Annotated in this window: 17 protein-coding genes; 16 read left to right on the forward strand and 1 reads right to left on the reverse strand. The window is 62.3% G+C overall.

The window, feature by feature from the left end; all coding sequences use genetic code 11:
• The first annotated feature begins 69 nt into the window (after nucleotides 1-69).
• From U862_RS0125510 to U862_RS0125525, 4 genes are all read left to right on the forward strand, one after another.
• The gene (locus tag U862_RS0125510) at nucleotides 70-729 is read left to right on the forward strand and encodes a transglutaminase family protein (RefSeq protein WP_025112991.1); all 660 of its coding nucleotides are present in this window, start codon (nucleotides 70-72) and stop codon (nucleotides 727-729) included.
• Nucleotides 730-772: 43 nt separating this feature from the next.
• A complete protein-coding gene (locus U862_RS0125515) occupies nucleotides 773-1,396 on the forward strand; it encodes a glutathione S-transferase family protein (protein ID WP_025112992.1) in 624 nt (207 codons plus the stop codon).
• Nucleotides 1,397-1,529: 133 nt separating this feature from the next.
• The gene (locus U862_RS0125520; protein ID WP_025112993.1) at nucleotides 1,530-2,462 is read left to right on the forward strand and encodes an ABC transporter ATP-binding protein; all 933 of its coding nucleotides are present in this window, start codon (nucleotides 1,530-1,532) and stop codon (nucleotides 2,460-2,462) included.
• On the forward strand, nucleotides 2,459-3,238 hold the full coding sequence (locus U862_RS0125525; protein WP_025112994.1) for an ABC transporter permease: 780 nt from the start codon (nucleotides 2,459-2,461) through the stop codon (nucleotides 3,236-3,238). The genes U862_RS0125520 and U862_RS0125525 overlap by 4 nt, the downstream gene beginning before the upstream one ends.
• 140 nt (nucleotides 3,239-3,378) lie before the next feature.
• Here the strand turns inward: U862_RS0125525 and U862_RS0125530 are convergent, their stop codons facing one another.
• Nucleotides 3,379-3,897: a DUF2062 domain-containing protein gene (locus U862_RS0125530; RefSeq protein ID WP_025112995.1), complete on the reverse strand. Its 519-nt coding sequence runs from the start codon at nucleotides 3,895-3,897 to the stop codon at nucleotides 3,379-3,381.
• Nucleotides 3,898-4,032: 135 nt separating this feature from the next.
• On the opposite strand from U862_RS0125530, the gene U862_RS0125535 reads away from it, so the two are divergent.
• From U862_RS0125535 to U862_RS0125590, 12 genes are all read left to right on the forward strand, one after another.
• Entirely contained in the window at nucleotides 4,033-6,267 is a 2,235-nt protein-coding gene (locus U862_RS0125535) for a DNA internalization-related competence protein ComEC/Rec2 (RefSeq protein WP_025112996.1), read from the forward strand.
• 101 nt (nucleotides 6,268-6,368) lie between these two features.
• Nucleotides 6,369-7,004 (forward strand): MotA/TolQ/ExbB proton channel family protein, encoded by a 636-nt coding sequence (locus U862_RS0125540; protein ID WP_025112997.1) that lies wholly within the window; start codon nucleotides 6,369-6,371, stop codon nucleotides 7,002-7,004.
• A complete protein-coding gene (locus U862_RS0125545; RefSeq protein WP_025112998.1) occupies nucleotides 7,001-7,429 on the forward strand; it encodes a biopolymer transporter ExbD in 429 nt (142 codons plus the stop codon). Before U862_RS0125540 ends, U862_RS0125545 begins: the two co-directional genes overlap by 4 nt.
• Nucleotides 7,429-8,439, forward strand: coding sequence for a tetraacyldisaccharide 4'-kinase (gene lpxK / locus U862_RS0125550; RefSeq protein WP_025112999.1), 1,011 nt, complete (start codon nucleotides 7,429-7,431; stop codon nucleotides 8,437-8,439). Before U862_RS0125545 ends, lpxK begins: the two co-directional genes overlap by 1 nt.
• A 21-nt stretch (nucleotides 8,440-8,460) precedes the next feature.
• Nucleotides 8,461-8,646 (forward strand): Trm112 family protein, encoded by a 186-nt coding sequence (locus U862_RS0125555; protein WP_003174668.1) that lies wholly within the window; start codon nucleotides 8,461-8,463, stop codon nucleotides 8,644-8,646.
• Nucleotides 8,643-9,407 carry a 3-deoxy-manno-octulosonate cytidylyltransferase gene (kdsB, locus tag U862_RS0125560; RefSeq protein WP_025113000.1) on the forward strand — a complete coding sequence of 255 codons (765 nt, stop codon included), beginning with the start codon at nucleotides 8,643-8,645 and terminating at the stop codon, nucleotides 9,405-9,407. Before U862_RS0125555 ends, kdsB begins: the two co-directional genes overlap by 4 nt.
• Nucleotides 9,407-9,871, forward strand: a complete 465-nt coding sequence (locus U862_RS0125565) for a low molecular weight protein-tyrosine-phosphatase (RefSeq protein ID WP_025113001.1) — start codon at nucleotides 9,407-9,409, stop codon at nucleotides 9,869-9,871. Before kdsB ends, U862_RS0125565 begins: the two co-directional genes overlap by 1 nt.
• Nucleotides 9,868-10,887 carry a UDP-N-acetylmuramate dehydrogenase gene (gene murB / locus U862_RS0125570; RefSeq protein WP_025113002.1) on the forward strand — a complete coding sequence of 340 codons (1,020 nt, stop codon included), beginning with the start codon at nucleotides 9,868-9,870 and terminating at the stop codon, nucleotides 10,885-10,887. The genes U862_RS0125565 and murB overlap by 4 nt, the downstream gene beginning before the upstream one ends.
• A 214-nt stretch (nucleotides 10,888-11,101) precedes the next feature.
• The gene (locus U862_RS0125575; protein WP_025113003.1) at nucleotides 11,102-11,572 is read left to right on the forward strand and encodes a (2Fe-2S)-binding protein; all 471 of its coding nucleotides are present in this window, start codon (nucleotides 11,102-11,104) and stop codon (nucleotides 11,570-11,572) included.
• Nucleotides 11,569-13,890, forward strand: coding sequence for a xanthine dehydrogenase family protein molybdopterin-binding subunit (locus tag U862_RS0125580; RefSeq protein ID WP_025113004.1), 2,322 nt, complete (start codon nucleotides 11,569-11,571; stop codon nucleotides 13,888-13,890). Before U862_RS0125575 ends, U862_RS0125580 begins: the two co-directional genes overlap by 4 nt.
• Complete coding sequence (locus U862_RS0125585) at nucleotides 13,890-14,870, forward strand: XdhC family protein (RefSeq protein ID WP_025113005.1); 981 nt, start codon at nucleotides 13,890-13,892, stop codon at nucleotides 14,868-14,870. The genes U862_RS0125580 and U862_RS0125585 overlap by 1 nt, the downstream gene beginning before the upstream one ends.
• On the forward strand, nucleotides 14,867-15,463 hold the full coding sequence (locus U862_RS0125590; RefSeq protein ID WP_025113006.1) for a nucleotidyltransferase family protein: 597 nt from the start codon (nucleotides 14,867-14,869) through the stop codon (nucleotides 15,461-15,463). The genes U862_RS0125585 and U862_RS0125590 overlap by 4 nt, the downstream gene beginning before the upstream one ends.
• The last annotated feature ends 50 nt before the right edge of the window (nucleotides 15,464-15,513 follow it).

A 15,513-nucleotide genomic window follows, 5' to 3' on the forward strand; every position in this document is an offset into this window, starting at 1 on the left:
GGCCGAAACGTCGTTATCTGTGTGCTTGAGCTGTCGCTAGACTCGGGGCTCACCCAGGAGAAAATCGTCATGCGCGAGTATCTGAGCCCCGGCCGCTTCATCGATAGTGACCACCCGGCGGTGGTGGAGTTCGCCGAACAGCACCGTGGGGTCAGCCGCGACCCGCTCGCGCAGGCGATCAGTCTTTATTACGCCGTGCGCGAAGCGGTGCGCTACAACCCGTATACCTTCAGCCTCGACCCGCAAACCCTGTGTGGCAGCTACGCCTTGGCAACCGGGGAGAGCTATTGCGTGCCCAAGGCCACGTTGCTGGCCGGGTGCGCGCGGCATTGCGGCATTCCCGCGCGAATCGGTCTGGCTGATGTCAGGAATCACCTGTCGACCCCGCGTCTGCTGCAATTGCTGCGCAGTGACGTGTTCGCCATGCACGGCTACACCGAGCTGTTCCTTAACGATCGCTGGGTCAAGGCCACGCCGGCCTTCAACCAGCAACTGTGCGAATTGTTCAACGTCGCGCCGCTGGAGTTCGATGGGATCAACGACAGCGTTTTTCACCCGTACAACCGCGATGGCGCGCATTTGATGGAGTATCTGGTTGATCACGGGCAGTTCAGCGATGTGCCGGAAACCTTCTTCTTCGAACACTTGGAAAAGTGCTACCCGCATCTGTTCGGCGAACAACAGGCCAAGACCCTGGGCGATATGCAGAGTGATTTGAGCCGTGTCTGATCCGGCGTATGCTGCTCGCCCACGCATTTGAAAAGAGGCGGTCATGCTGAAGATCTGGGGACGGAAAAACTCATCGAATGTCAGGAAGCCACTGTGGGCCGCCGAGGAACTTGGCCTGGCCTACGAGGCGATTGATGCCGGTGGCGCCTTCGGGGTGGTTGATACGCCTGAATATCGGGCGATGAATCCGAACGGCCGAGTGCCGGTGATCGAAGATGACGGTTTCGTGCTGTGGGAATCCAACGCCATCGTGCGTTACCTGCTGGCCAGGCATGCGCCGAACAGCGCGTGGTACCCGGCAGATCCACAAGCCCGGGCGATCGCTGACAAATGGATGGACTGGACCACCTCGAGTTTCGCCGGGCCGTTCCGCACCGTGTTCTGGGGCGTGCTGCGTACGCCGGCAGACCAGCAGGACTGGCCGGCAATCAACGCTGCGATCAAGGAGTGCACGGCGCTGTTGGCCATGGCCGATCAAGCCCTTGCCGGCCAGTCGTATTTGTCCGGAAACGAAATCGGCATGGGCGATATCCCCCTCGGCAGTTTCATTTATGCCTGGTTCGAGATGCCGATCGAGCGCGCCTCGCAGCCGCACCTGGAGGCCTGGTACGCACGTTTGAAGCAGCGTGCGGCCTATCAGAAAGCGGTCATGACCGCGTTGACTTGATAATAACTATCGACACACTTGACTGTACTTGTGTGGCGGCGGCAAGCACCATTGCGCTCATGCGCCGTGGTTGTTTTGTTCGCCGCCCGGCCTGACCTTTCCTTTTCTTCCCTTCTTGGTGCGAAAATCAGATATGAGTTCCGCTCTGTCCATCCGGCAGCTAACCAAAACCTACGGCAACGGGTTCCAGGCCTTGAGTGGTATCGATCTGGACGTCGCCGAGGGTGACTTCTTCGCCTTGCTCGGCCCCAACGGTGCCGGCAAATCCACGACCATCGGCATTCTTTCGACCCTGGTCAACAAGACCAGTGGCACGGTGAATATCTTCGGCCATGACCTGGACAAGAACCCGGCGGCGCTCAAGCGCTCGATCGGCGTCGTGCCTCAGGAATTCAACTTCAACCAGTTCGAAAAAACCTTCGACATCGTCGTGACCCAGGCGGGTTACTACGGCATCCCGGCGAAGATCGCCAAGGAGCGCGCCGAGCAGTACCTGACCCAGCTCGGCTTGTGGGACAAGCGCGACGTGCCGTCGCGGTCGCTGTCCGGCGGCATGAAGCGGCGCCTGATGATTGCCCGCGCGCTGGTGCATGAGCCGCGCCTGTTGATCCTCGATGAACCGACCGCCGGGGTCGACATCGAACTGCGTCGCTCGATGTGGACGTTCCTCACCGAGCTGAACCAGAAAGGCATCACCATCATCCTCACCACGCACTATCTGGAAGAGGCTGAGCAGTTGTGCCGCAACATCGGCATCATCGACCATGGCACCATCGTCGAGAACACCAGCATGAAACAACTGCTGGGCCAACTGCACGTCGAAACCTTCCTGCTGGACCTGAAAAACGACTTGAACGCCGCGCCACAATTGCTCGGCTATCCGGCTCGCTTGCTCGACAGCCATACCCTGGAAGTCCAGGTCGACAAATCCATGGGCATCACCGCGTTGTTCACCCAGTTGGCGCAGCAGCACATCGAAGTGCTGAGCCTGCGCAACAAAACCAATCGCCTCGAGGAGCTGTTCGTGTCCCTGGTGGAGAAAAATCTGTCGAAGGTGGCGGTATGAGTTCCGAGTTCCGGCCCAACCTGGTCGCCCTCAATACCATCGTTTACCGCGAAGTCCGGCGCTTTACCCGGATCTGGCCGCAGACCCTGCTGCCGCCGGCGATCACCATGGTTCTGTATTTCGTGATCTTCGGTAACCTGATCGGCCGACAGATCGGCGACATGGGTGGTTTCACCTACATGGAGTACATCGTGCCGGGGCTGATCATGATGTCGGTGATCACCAACTCCTACGGCAACGTGGTGTCGAGCTTCTTCGGCAGCAAGTTCCAGCGCTCCATCGAAGAGCTGATGGTTTCGCCGGTGTCACCGCACACGATCCTGATCGGCTACACCATCGGCGGCGTGCTGCGCGGCTTGATGGTCGGGGTCATCGTGACCATTTTGTCGCTGTTCTTCACGCACCTGCAGGTACACCATCTCGGCGTGACCTTGCTGGTGGTGATTCTGACTGCGACGATCTTCTCGCTGCTGGGCTTCATCAACGCGGTGTTTGCGCGCAACTTCGATGATATTTCGATCATCCCGACGTTTGTGCTGACGCCGCTGACCTACCTCGGTGGGGTGTTCTACTCGATTACCTTGCTGCCGCCGTTCTGGCAGACCGTGTCGCTGGCCAACCCGGTGCTGCACATGGTCAACGCATTCCGTTACGGCATTCTTGGCGTGTCGGATATCAAGATCGGCATCGCGATCACCTTCATGCTGGTGGCGACTGTCGTGCTATATCTCGGTTGTGCGCGGTTGCTGGTGAGCGGGCGCGGGATGCGGACCTGATTCCAGACCGCATTACTGCCATCGCGAGCAGGCTCACTCCTGCATTGGAATGCGTTCCTCTGCTGGAGTGAGCCTGCTCGCGATGGGACCCATCCAGACACCCCAATAAAACGGCCTCCCTTGCGGAGGCCGTTTTGCATTCATGCCTTGCGGTTTTTCTTGCGCCGCGCCCATTGCCGGGCCACCCACCAGCGCCAGTACAGCATCACTGCAAAGTAGGCGAGGGCGCCAAGGACCAGGCCACACACCACCGACCCCAGCAAAAACGGTTGCCACAACGTCGACAGTTCGCCGCTGATCCATTCCCAGGTCAACGAGTCGGGCAGGGTGCGGGCGGGCACGTCCATCAACCAGGCCCCGGCCTGATACGTGCAGAAAAACACCGCCGGCATGGTGATCGGGTTGGTCAGCCACACCAGGCTCACGGCAATCGGCATGTTGCCGCGCACGGTAATCGCCAGTGCGGCCGCCACCAGCATTTGCGCCGGAATCGGCAGGAACGCGGCGAACAAGCCAACGGCCATCGCCCGGGCCACCGAGTGACGATTGAGGTGCCAGAGGTTCGGGTCATGCAGCAACTTGCCGAGAAAGCGTAAGGATTTGTGTTCCCTGATGCTCGTCGGATCGGGCATGTAACGTTTGAATAAGCGCCGGGGCATAAGGCTTCTCGGTCGGTTAAGGCGTCAAGTATGTCTGGATTCTACGAAGCGCCCATTCAGACTTTGTGACAATTGTTGACGACGAGCAGGCTTCGCACCGGCTACGCCTAAGGAGTAACTCTCAAGGACGGGCGTATGCGCACAGGGATGATGGCGCTGGCAGCCGGTCTGCTGGTGGTGGTTTTTTTACCGGTTTTACCGCCGGTCGGGTTGCTGATGTTGTTGCCCGTGGTGGGGCTGATGTTGCTGCCGTTTCGCAGCTATCCGTTGGCATTTTTTCTGTTCGGTTTCACTTGGGCCTGTGTCAGCGCGCAGTGGGCGCTGAATGATCGGTTGCCGCAACCGCTCGATGGCGAAACACGCTGGATCGAAGGGCGGGTGGTGGGGTTGCCACAGTCCGGCGACGGTGTGGTGCGTTTCGAGTTGGCCGAGGCCCGCTCGCGGCGCGAGACGCTGCCGTCGTTGATGCGTCTGGCGTGGTACGCCGGGCCGCCGGTCAACAGCGGCGAGCGCTGGCGTCTGGCGGTGAAGCTCAAGCGCCCCGGCGGTTTGCTCAATCCTGACGCCTTCGATTACGAGGCCTGGCTGCTGGCGCAACGCATCGGCGCAACCGGTACGATCAAGGACGGTCAGCGCCTTGCCGAGGCCAGTGGGGCGTGGCGCGACAGCATTCGTCAACGCTTGCTTGAGGTAGACGCTCAGGGTCGGGCCGGTGCATTGGCGGCGCTGGTGCTCGGCGACGGTTCCGGGCTCAGCCGCGAGGATTGGCAGATCCTGCAGGACACCGGCACCGTGCATTTGCTGGTGATTTCCGGCCAGCACATCGGATTGCTGGCGGCGGTGATGTATCTGCTGGTCGCGGGGCTCGCGCGTTATGGGGTGTGGCCGCTGCGCTGGCCATGGCTGCCCTGGGCCTGTGGTCTGGCGTTTGCGGCGGCATTGGGTTACGGATTGCTGGCCGGGTTTGAGGTGCCGGTGCAACGGGCCTGTGTGATGGTCGGCCTGGTATTGCTATGGCGTCTGCGTTTTCGCCATCTCGGCACGTGGTGGCCGCTGTTGCTGGCATTCAATGCGGTGCTGTTGCTTGATCCGTTGGCCAGCCTGCGCCCGGGTTTCTGGTTATCTTTTGCGGCGGTGGCGGTGCTGATCTTCACTTTCGGCAGCCGCCTCGGCGCGTGGCGCTGGTGGCAGACCTGGACCCGCGCACAATGGCTGATTGCGATCGGCCTGTGCCCGGTGTTGCTGGCGCTGAACCTGCCGATCAGCCTCAGCGGGCCGTTGGCGAACTTGCTGGCGGTGCCGTGGGTCAGTTTCGTCGTGTTGCCGCCAGCACTGCTCGGTACTGCGCTGCTGCCGGTGCCCTATGTCGGCGAAGGCCTGTTGTGGCTGGCGGGCGGTCTGCTTGATGCGCTGTTTCGCGGCCTAGCGCTGATTGCCGGGCAATGGCCAGCGTGGGTTCCAGCCGCTGTATCGTGGTGGGTCTGGGCGCTGGGCAGCCTCGGCACGCTGTTGTTGCTGTTGCCGCGCGGGGTGCCGATGCGGCCGCTGGGCTGGCCGTTACTCTTGATGCTGGTGGTGCCGCCGCGTGAGCGTTTGCCCGAGGGCGTGGCCGATATCTGGCAGCTTGATGTCGGCCAAGGCCTGGCGATTCTGATCCGCACCCGTCATCACGCCGTGCTGTACGACGCCGGGCCGCGTTTCGGCGATTTCGATATCGGTGAACGAGTGGTGTTGCCGGCACTGCGCAAGCTTGGCGTCGAACATCTGGACATGATGTTGCTCAGCCATGCCGATGCTGATCATGCCGGCGGCGCTTTGGCGGTGGCGCGCCGGTTGCCGGTCATTCAGGTGATCAGTGGCGATCCGCCAGGCTTGCCTGTCGAGCTGAACGCCGCTGCGTGCGACAGTGGCCGGCAATGGCAGTGGGACGGCGTGCGCTTTCAGCTTTGGCAATGGTCGGCCGCCCACGACAGCAACCAGCGTTCCTGTGTGTTGCAGATCGAGGCCAATGGCGAGCGTCTGCTGCTCACCGGCGATATTGATGCCCACGCCGAACGCGTCCTGCTCGACAGCCCGTTAGCCGTCCCCACGCAATGGCTGCAGGCACCGCATCATGGCAGCCGCAGTTCGTCGTCCATGGCGTTGCTCAAAACCCTGCAACCTGAAGCGGTGCTGATCTCCCGGGGGCAGGGCAATTCGTTCGGCCACCCGCATCCCACCGTGCTCGCGCGTTATCGCAAGCAGCAACTGCGCGTTTATGACAGCGCCGAACATGGCGCCATTCATCTGCAACTGGGGAGCTTCAGCGCGCCATGGACAATGCGTCAGCAGCGGCGCTTCTGGCGCGACCCGCCCGCGTTGCCCCGTTGATCGGCGCAGGCACGCTTGCGGCATCACGGTCGTCGGGGCAGCGGGTCTTAATCGCGAACCGGTATGGTAAAGTGGCGCACTTTTTCGAGGGGACTGTCACTGTGTGGGAATTGGTCAAATCCGGCGGCTGGATGATGTTGCCGATCATTCTGAGTTCCATCGCGGCCATGGCGATTGTCGCCGAGCGCCTGTGGACCCTGCGCGCCAGTCGCGTCACCCCCGAGCATCTGCTGGGCCAGGTCTGGGTCTGGATCAAGGACAAGCAGCTCAACAAAGAGAAACTCAAGGAATTGCGCGCCAATTCGCCGCTGGGTGAAATCCTCGCGGCGGGCCTGGCCAACTCCAAGCATGGTCGCGAGATCATGAAGGAATGCATCGAAGAAGCCGCCGCGCGGGTGATCCACGAGCTCGAACGCTACGTCAACGCGCTGGGCACCATCGCCGCCATGTCGCCGTTGCTGGGGCTGTTGGGTACGGTACTGGGCATGATCGATATTTTCAGCGCCTTCACCGGTTCCGGCATGACCACCAACGCGTCGGTATTGGCCGGCGGTATTTCCAAGGCGTTGATCACCACCGCAGCGGGCCTGATGGTCGGTATTCCGTCGGTGTTCTTCCACCGTTTCCTACAGCGCCGCATCGATGAGCTTGTGGTGGGCATGGAGCAGGAAGCGATCAAACTGGTCGAAGTGGTGCAGGGCGACCGTGACGTCGATCTGGCCGGGGAAAAAGCGTGAAATTCCGTCGCAAACCCCGGGAAACGATAGACATCAACCTCGCGTCGTTGATTGACGTGGTGTTCATCCTGCTGCTGTTTTTCGTGGTGACCACCACCTTCACTCGCGAGACCCAGTTGCGCGTCGATCTGCCGGAATCGGTCAGCGGTTCGCCCGCCGAAGACCAGCAGCTCAAGCAGCTGGATGTCGCGATCAGCGCCGAAGGTGTGTTTTCGGTGAACAACAGGATTCTGCCGAAGAACGATCTGGCGACGCTGATGGAAGCCATGCAGAAAGAAGCCAACGGTGACACCAACATGCCGTTGTCGATCAGCGCCGATGGCAAGACTCAGCACCAATCGGTGATCACTGCCATGGACGCGGCCGGCAAGCTCGGTTTCAGCCATCTGCGCATGACCACGGTCGAGGCGGCGCCCAAATCCTGATGAGCCTGTCCGATCGTTTGCTCGCCGCGTGGTATCAGGGGCACCCGGCCCTGACGCTGCTGCGGCCGCTGGAAATGCTCTACCGCCGTGTGGTGGTCAACAAGCGCCAGCGCTTTCTCGACGGCGAAGGCCAGATCTATCAGCCGCCGGTGCCGCTGATCGTGGTCGGCAACATCACCGTCGGCGGCACCGGCAAGACGCCGATGATTCTGTGGCTGATCGAGCACTGCCGGCGCAGCGGCTTGCGCGTTGGTGTGGTCAGCCGTGGCTACGGTGCCAAACCGCCGCAATGGCCGTGGCGGGTCGAGGCCGATCAAGGCGCCGACATCGCTGGCGACGAGCCGCTACTGATCGTGCAGCGCACCGGCGTGCCGTTGATGATCGATCCTGATCGCAGCGCCGCCGTCAGAGCCCTGCTTGCCAGTGAACCGCTGGACCTGATCCTCTCCGACGATGGTATGCAGCATTACCGTCTGGCCCGGGATCTGGAACTGGTGCTGATCGATGCCGCCCGTGGCCTCGGTAACAAACGCTGCCTGCCTGCCGGGCCATTGCGCGAGCCCATCGAGCGCCTGCAAAGCGTCGACGGTGTGCTGTTCAACGGCGCCACGGCAGACCGCGATGACGGCTTCGCATTTCGCTTGCAACCGACCGCGCTGGTCAACCTGCGCAGCGGCGAGCGCAAGTCGCTCGATCATTTTGCGCCTGGTCAAGCTGTGCACGCGGTCGCCGGGATCGGCAATCCGCAACGTTTCTTCAAGACCCTCGAAGCGCTAGACTGGCGGGCAATCCCCCATGCGTTTGCCGACCACGCCGAATACAGCGTGCAGGCGTTGAATTTCACACCGTCATTGCCATTGGTGATGACCGAAAAGGACGCGGTGAAGTGCCTTGCCTTTGCTGCTGACGACTGGTGGTATCTGGCGGTCGACGCCGTGCCGTCACCGGCCTTCGTGGCCTGGTTCGACACCCAGTTGATGCGCCTGTTGCCTGATCGTCTTTTGCCTTAACTCTTTATCCAGGGAATGTTCATGGACACCAAATTGCTCGACATCCTCGCGTGCCCGATCTGCAAAGGCCCGCTCAAGCTCAGCGCCGACAAGACCGAACTGATCAGCAAGGGCGCAGGTCTGGCCTATCCGATCCGCGACGGCATCCCGGTGATGCTCGAAAGCGAAGCGCGCACCCTGACCACCGACGAGCGTCTGGATAAATGACCACTGCCTTCACCGTTGTCATCCCGTCGCGCTACGCCTCGACCCGCCTGCCGGGCAAACCGCTGCTGGACATCGCCGGCAAGCCGATGATCCAGCACGTCTGGGAGCAGGCGCGCAAAAGCAGCGCCAGCCGTGTGGTGGTGGCGACTGACGATGCGCGCATTGTCGAGGCGTGCAAGGGTTTCGGCGCTGAAGTGGTGCTGACCCGTGAAGACCATAATTCCGGGACTGATCGTCTGGCCGAAGTTGCGGCGAAACTGGGTCTTGCGCCTGACGCGATCGTAGTCAACGTGCAAGGCGATGAGCCGTTGATCCCGCCGAGCGTGATCGATCAGGTCGCTGCCAACCTTGCGGCCCACACCGAAGCGCGCATGGCCACACTGGCCGAGCCGATCGAAGACGTGGAGACCCTGTTCAACCCGAACGTGGTCAAGGTCGTCAGCGACCTCAACGGTCTGGCACTGACTTTCAGCCGTGCGACCTTGCCATGGGCGCGCGATGCCTTCGCCAAGAGCCGCGAGCAATTGCCTGAAGGCGTGCCGTACCGTCGTCACATCGGCATTTATGCCTATCGCGCCGGGTTCCTCCAGGACTTCGTGAGCTGGGGCCCGTGCTGGCTGGAAAACACCGAATCCCTCGAACAACTGCGTGCCCTGTGGCACGGGGTGCGGATTCATGTGGCTGACGCGTTGATCGCGCCGCCGACCGGCGTCGATACCGTTGAAGACCTCGAGCGCGTTCGTCGCCTGCTGGGGGCCTGATGCGCGTTCTGTTCGTGTGCCTGGGCAACATCTGCCGCTCGCCCACCGCTGAGGGCGTGTTGCGTCACAAGCTGCGCGATGCCGGGCTGGCGGATCAGGTTGAAGTGGCTTCGGCCGGTACTGGTGACTGGCACGTCGGCAACCCGCCGGACAAGCGCAGCCAGGCGGCGGCCAAAGTGCGCGGTTATGACCTGTCGGCGCAACGCGCGCAGCAGGTCAGCCGCGCCGATTTCGCCAGTTATGACCTGATTCTGGCGATGGACAACAGCAACCTGCGCAACCTCAAGGCGTTGCAACCGTCTACCGGCAAGGCCGAGCTGGACCTGTTCCTGCGTCGTTATGCCGGCGTGGTCGATGAAGTGCCGGATCCGTATTACGACGGCGATCAGGGCTTCGAGCAGGTGCTGGATCTGATTGAGGCAGCCTGCGACCAACTGTTGATCGAAGTGAAGGGCCGGTTATGAGTTTGCAGTTGCAACCCCAGGTTTCGCTGAAGCCGTTCAACAGTTTTGGCGTGGACGTTCGCGCGCAGTTGTTTGCCGAGGCCCACAGCGACGCCGATGTACGCGAAGCGCTGGCCTATGCGACTGCCCATGACGTGCCGCTATTGGTGATCGGTGGTGGCAGCAACCTGCTGCTGACCGCTGATATCCCGGCGCTGGTGCTGCGCATGGCCACCCGCGGCATTCGGCTGATCAGCGATGACGGTAATCGCGTGGTGATCGAGGCCGAAGCCGGCGAGCCATGGCATCCGTTTGTGCAGCACACGCTGGCGCAGGGCCTGTCGGGCCTGGAAAACCTCAGCCTGATTCCCGGTACTGTGGGCGCTGCGCCAATGCAGAACATCGGTGCCTACGGCGTCGAGATCAAGGATGTGTTCGCCGGCCTCACCGCGCTGGATCGCCAGACGGGCGAGCTGCGCGACTTCAGCCTGGATGAATGCAACTTCGCCTACCGTGACAGCCTGTTCAAGCAGCAGCCGGGGCGTTGGTTGATCCTGCGTGTGCGCTTCAGGCTCGATCGCGTCGCGCATCTGCATCTGGAGTACGGCCCGGTGCGTCAGCGCCTGACCGAACAGGGCATCGAGCAACCAACGCCAAGCGATGTCAGCCGTGCGATCTGCAGCATTCGCAGCGAAAAACTGCCGGACCCGGCAGTGCTCGGCAACGCCGGCAGCTTCTTCAAGAACCCGCTGGTACCGGCGGCGCTGGTGGCGCAGATCAAGACGCAGCACCCGGATCTGGTGGCTTACGCGCAACCGGACGGGCAGATGAAACTGGCCGCCGGCTGGTTGATCGAGCGGGCAGGGTGGAAGGGTTTTCGCGAGGCCGATGCCGGCGTGCATAAGTTGCAGGCGCTGGTGCTGGTCAACTACGGCGCGGCCACCGGCCTGCAATTGCTGGAACTGGCGCAACGCATCCAGAAAGATATTGCCGAACGTTTCAATGTCGAGCTGGAAATGGAGCCCAACCGCTATTGAAGCAGTTTCGGGCTTTGAGCTTCGAGCTGCAGGCTACAATTTCAGATCGTGAGTGAGCGACTGCTTTTACTTGAAGCTTGTAGCTAGAAGCTTGCAACTGAAAAGCCCTGTCTCAGCAGGGCTTTTTTGCCTGAGTCGATCTGCGTGAACCACCGCCAGTCTCTGGCGGCAGATTGCTCGACCCCATAACCATCAAGAATATGCGGGCGTGCCCATGATTACCCTGAAACTCAACGGCCAGGACCATCAACTGGACGTCACCGAAGACATGCCGCTGTTGTGGGCTATTCGTGATGTCGCCGGTTACAACGGCACCAAATTCGGCTGCGGCATGGGCCTGTGCGGCGCCTGCACCATTCATATCGACGGCTTGCCCGCCCGCAGTTGCATCACGCCGATCGGCTCGGTGATCGGGCAGAGCGTCAGCACCATCGACAACCTGCACGCAGACCCGGTTGGTCAGGTGGTACAGCAGGCCTGGCTCGACAGCGCCGTGGCGCAGTGCGGGTTCTGTCAGGGCGGGCAGATCATGTCTGCCACCGCGTTGCTCAAGACCAACCCCAATCCGAGCGACGAGCAGATTGAAGAGGCGATGGTCGGCAACATTTGCCGTTGCGGCACCTACAACCGGATCAAGACCGCGATCCGCCAGGCCTCCACTCACTTGAAGGAGGCCAAGGCATGAGCCGCTTGCCGAATGATTTCGCCCTGAGCAATCTCAGCCGTCGCGGCTTTCTCAAAGGCGTCGGTGCCACCGGTGCGTTGGTACTGGCCGCGAGTTGGGGCTGGCAGGACGCATTGGCCGAAGACGCACCGAAGAAGTTCGGCGCTGACGGCATGCCCAACGGCTGGATCGACGATCCGAAGGTCTACGTCAGCATTGCAGCGGATGGCACGGTCACCGTGGTCTGCAACCGTTCGGAAATGGGTCAGGGTGTGCGCACCAGTTTGACCATGGTGGTCGCCGATGAACTGGACGCCGATTGGGCCAAAGTCAAAGTGCAGCAGGCGCCGGGCGATGAAGTACGGTTCGGCAACCAGGACACCGACGGTTCGCGCAGCATGCGCCACTGGTATGAACCCATGCGCCGTTGCGGCGCAGCGGCCCGGACCATGCTGGAACAGGCCGCCGCCGCGCAGTGGCAGGTACCGGCCGGCGAGTGCCATGCGCAGTTGCACAAGGTCATTCATCAACCGTCCGGCCGCCAACTGGGTTATGGCGAACTCGCCGCCGCCGCCAGTGCGCTGGCGGTGCCGGCAAGTGACAGCCTGCGCCTCAAGCAGCCGTCGGAATTCCGCTACATCGGCAAGGAAGGCACCAAGGCCATCGACGGTGCCGACATCGTCAACGGTCGCGCGGTGTACGGTGCCGACGTGCATTTTGACGGCATGCTGTACGCCACCATCGCCCGTCCGGCGGTGTACGGTGGCAAGATCAAGTCGCTGGATGACAGCGCGGCGCTGAAAGTCCCCGGCGTGCTTAAAGTGCTGCAGATCGAAAGCCGCCCGCTGCCTTCGGAGTTCCAGCCGCTGGGTGGTGTGGCGGTGGTGGCCAGTAATACCTGGGCAGCGATCAAGGGCCGCGCAGCGCTGAAAATCGAATGGGATGACGGGCCCAATGCCAGCTACGATTCGATTGCCTATCGTCAGGAGCTGGAAGCTGCGTCGCGCAAGCCCGGCAAAGTGGTGCGCAACACCGGCGATATCGACAAGGCCCTGAGCGGCGCCGCCAGCAGCCTCGAAGCGTCCTACTATTTGCCGCATCTGGCCCAGGCGCCGATGGAGCCGATGGTTGCCATCGCCCGCTACAACAATGGCGTGTGTGAGGCGTGGGCGCCGAGTCAGGCGCCGCAAGTGACTCGCGAGCGCATCGCCGAGCGCCTGGGACTGCCGTTCGATAACGTCACCTTCAACGTCACGCTGCTGGGTGGCGGTTTCGGCCGCAAATCGAAACCGGATTTCGTCGTCGAAGCGGCAATCCTCGCCAAGGAGTTCCCGGGCAAAGCGGTGCGGGTGCAATGGACGCGCGAAGACGACATCCACAACTCGTATTTCCACACCGTGTCCGCCGAGTACCTGAAGGCCGCTGTCGGCAAGGACGGCATGCCGTCCGGCTGGCTGCACCGCACGGTGGCACCGAGCATTACCGCGCTGTTCGCCCCGGGCATGAACCATGAGGCGGCATTCGAGCTGGGCATGGGCTTCACCAACATGGCCTACGCGATACCCAACGTGCGCCTGGAAAACCCCGAAGCCACGGTGCACACCCGGGTCGGCTGGTATCGCTCGGTGTCGAACATCCCCCATGGCTTCGCGATCCAGAGCTTCGTCGATGAACTGGCGCACAAGGCCGGTGTGGATCCGCTGAAGTATCAGATCAGGTTGCTCGGCCCCGATCGGCAGATCGACCCGCGCACGCTGAGCGAGGAGTGGAACTACGGCGAGTCCCCCGAGCGCTATCCGATCGACACCGGGCGTATGCGCACGGTGCTGGAAACTGCGGCCAAGGCTGCCGGTTGGGGCCGCAAACTGCCTAAGGGCCGAGGGCTGGGGCTGGCGGTGCACTACAGCTTCGTCACCTACGTCGCGGCGGTGATCGAAGTCGAGGTCAAGGACGACGGCACGCTGATCGTGCACAAGGCTGACATCGCCGTCGATTGCGGGCCGCAGATCAACCCCGAGCGCATTCGCTCGCAGTTCGAAGGCGCCTGCGTGATGGGCCTGGGTAACGCGGTGCTGGGTGAAATCAGCTTCAAGGATGGCAAGGTCCAGCAGGACAACTTCCATATGTACGAAGTGGCGCGCATGTCGTTGGCGCCCAAGGACGTCGCCGTGCATCTGGTGACGCCGCCGGGCGACGTGCCGTTGGGCGGCGTCGGTGAACCGGGCGTGCCGCCGATTGCCCCGGCACTGTGCAACGCGATCTTCGCCGCCACCGGCCAGCGTATCCGCAACTTGCCGGTGCGTTATCAGTTGCAGGGCTGGCAGAAGGCGCAAGCGTAATGGACAGCGCTGATCTCAACGTTCTGCGCAGCGTGCTCGAATGGCGCCGCGCCGGGCAGCGGGTGGTGCTGTTCAGCGTGGTGCAGACTTGGGGCACTGCGCCCCGGGCGCCGGGGGCGATGCTGGCGTTGCGCGAGGATGGCGTGGTGATCGGTTCGGTGTCGGGCGGCTGTGTCGAGGATGACTTGATCGCCCGCCTGCACGACGGGCGCATCGCGAGCGACGGGCCACCGGTGCAATTGATCACCTACGGTGTCACCCGGGAGGAGGCCGCGCGGTTCGGCTTGCCCTGTGGCGGCACGTTGCGCCTGACTGAAGAGCGGGTCGCTGATCCGGCGTGGGTGGCCGAGTTGCTCGCGCGTTGTGAAGCGCATGAGATTGTTGCTCGCGAGTTGAACATCGAGACCGGTGAAGTGCTGCTGTCGGCGGCGAGCAAATCCGATGTCCTGGCATTCGACGGCAAGACCTTGCGCGCCATTTATGGCCCGCGCTGGCGTCTGCTGTTGATCGGCGCAGGGCAGTTGTCGCGTTACGTGGCGGACATGGCGCGACTGCTGGATTTCGAAGTGCTGATCTGCGATCCGCGCACCGAATTCGTCTACGGTTGGGAAGAGCACCACGGTCGTTTTGTCCCGGGCATGCCGGATGAGGCGGTGTTGAGTATTCAGACAGATGAGCGCACGGCCATCGTCGCGCTGACCCACGATCCCCGTCTGGACGACATGGCGTTGCTCACCGCGCTCGATTCGCCGGCCTTCTATGTCGGGGCGCTCGGTTCGCGGGTCAACAGCCAGAAGCGCCGGGACAATCTGGCTCAGCTAGGCTTGTCACCAGAGGCGATCAACCGCTTGCACGGGCCGATTGGCTTGCACATCGGCAGTCATTCACCGGCGGAGATTGCCCTGTCATTGTTGGCGGAAATCGTCGCGATCAAAAACGGCGTCGAGTTGAAACAGAAGAAAGCCGCGGAGGGTGCATGAGTCGATCCATCGCAGTGATTGTGCTGGCGGCGGGCGAGGGCAGTCGCTTTCGCCAGGTTGCCGGTGCCGATAAAGACAAGCTGCTGGCCGATTGCACCGGGCGCGATGGCGCGGTGCGTTCGGTGATCGAGCAGGTATTGGTGAATCTGCCAGCCAGTCTCGGCAAGCGGATGTTGGTGACCACCGAGGCGCGACCGCAGGCGATGCGCATGGCGCAGGCTTATGGCTGTGACGTGGTCTCGATTGAATCGACCGGGATGGGTGACAGCATTGCTGCGGGCGTCGCTGCCTGCCCCGAGGCGGATGGCTGGTTGATTGTGCTGGGGGACATGCCGTTTATCTTGCCATCGAGTATTGAGCGGGTAGCGGCGGCGATTGCCGAGGACACCGTGAGCGTGCCAGTGCAGGAGGGTGAGTTTGGGCATCCGGTGGGGTTTGGACGTTCGTTCGGGCCGGGGTTGCAGGCGTTGAGCGGTGATCGCGGTGCCAGGCCGTTATTCAAGCAGGGGCGAGTGGTGGAAGTGACGGTGGATGATCCCGGGGTGTTGTGGGATATCGATGTACCCGAAGCGTTGGCCTTCACCCAAGCCTGAGCCCTGCTCAGATCTCCCTGTAGGAGTGAGCCTGCTCGCGATAGCGGTGT

Source organism: Pseudomonas sp. H1h, from assembly GCF_000633255.1.
Taxonomy (GTDB): Bacteria; Pseudomonadota; Gammaproteobacteria; order Pseudomonadales; family Pseudomonadaceae; genus Aquipseudomonas.